The organism is Palleronia abyssalis (assembly GCF_900302445.1).
GTDB lineage: Bacteria > Pseudomonadota > Alphaproteobacteria > Rhodobacterales > Rhodobacteraceae > Palleronia > Palleronia abyssalis.
Window position 1 is genome coordinate 1 of sequence record NZ_ONZF01000042.1, and the last position, 1,082, is coordinate 1,082.

At 60.1% G+C, this 1,082-nt stretch carries 1 protein-coding gene and 1 pseudogene; both read right to left on the reverse strand.

From position 1 onward, the window contains the following. Positions 1 to 256: pseudogene (locus PAA8504_RS22250) on the reverse strand (transposase); the annotation flags it as partial. 345 nt (positions 257 to 601) lie between these two features. Beyond that, positions 602 to 763: an AAA family ATPase gene (locus tag PAA8504_RS22660; RefSeq protein WP_245897737.1), complete on the reverse strand. Its 162-nt coding sequence runs from the start codon at positions 761 to 763 to the stop codon at positions 602 to 604. Positions 764 to 1,082 lie beyond the last annotated feature (319 nt).

Sequence of the window (1,082 nt, forward strand, 5' to 3'; positions counted from 1 at the left end):
CCTTCAGCCGCTTGGCCTCCACCGCCGTCATGCCGCCGAACTTGGCTTTCCAGTTGTAAAAGGTGCCTTCGGACATCCCGTTCGGCGCTACAAACGGTCCCCCGGACCGTTTGCTTGACGCTTGAACTGCGGCACAGGTCAGCGCATTTTGCGCCTGCCTCGTGCTCGCCCAGGATGCCCCCTCTCGGCAGCATGCTGCGCATGCGCCTGCCGGGCAGCCGATGATCTGTTCGTCCGTAAATCTCGTTCGCTTCATTGTCCGTCCTCAGGTTGAGCCGGACTCTAATCGACGGTGGAGGAAAAATCCCGTGGCAGGTCATCGGCCATTAGGAATCCTGAGGGGCCGCTCTGCTTGTCTGCTTTGGCGGTTTTGCCGCGGCATCTAGGGTGACGGTCGAAAAGCCAGTTGCCTACAGACAAAGTCGGCGCGCGATCGGATGTCGGCGTACGGCAGCTCCTTGAGCTCGTATCCGAGCGCAGTTTAGGTTTCACGCATAACGGCACCAAGCTGTCGGGAAGCCGCGGTCGAAGATCACGGGGCCCGCGAGCGCCTGTGCGGCGTTGTGGGCGCTCAGCGCGCGCTCCAGCATCCGTTAAGCGATCAGCCTAGGGGAGGGCGTCTCCGCCGCTCGCCATCATCCTCACGGATGATCGCGAGGCCGGATTCGGGAATTGTTTGGAGGCCGCGGCGGGCGAGTTCGGTGATCAGGCTTGTCTTGCCCGTACCATGGCCGCCCGTCACGACGAAGAAGCGGTCGCTCATGGGTCGTCATCGAATATGACAGGGATCAGCGCTGCGAAACGATCGACACGCCATATGCAAGGATCGAGGCAGCACAAAATTTGCGTAGGGAAAACAGCACCGATCTGCGCGGCAGAGGCACATCCTCTGACGAGAAAGGCAGAAATGTCTGATGCTTTCAAAGCGAAAAATGGTGGAACTGACAGGAGAGCATGGTCTGCCCCCTGAAAAGTGGTCCTCCCTGAAGTATGGCTTACGGGCCAGTTGGAGGATGCAAGAATGCCCCAGAAGAGACACAAGCCGGAAGAGATCGTCGCGAAGCTTCGGCAGGTCGACGTGC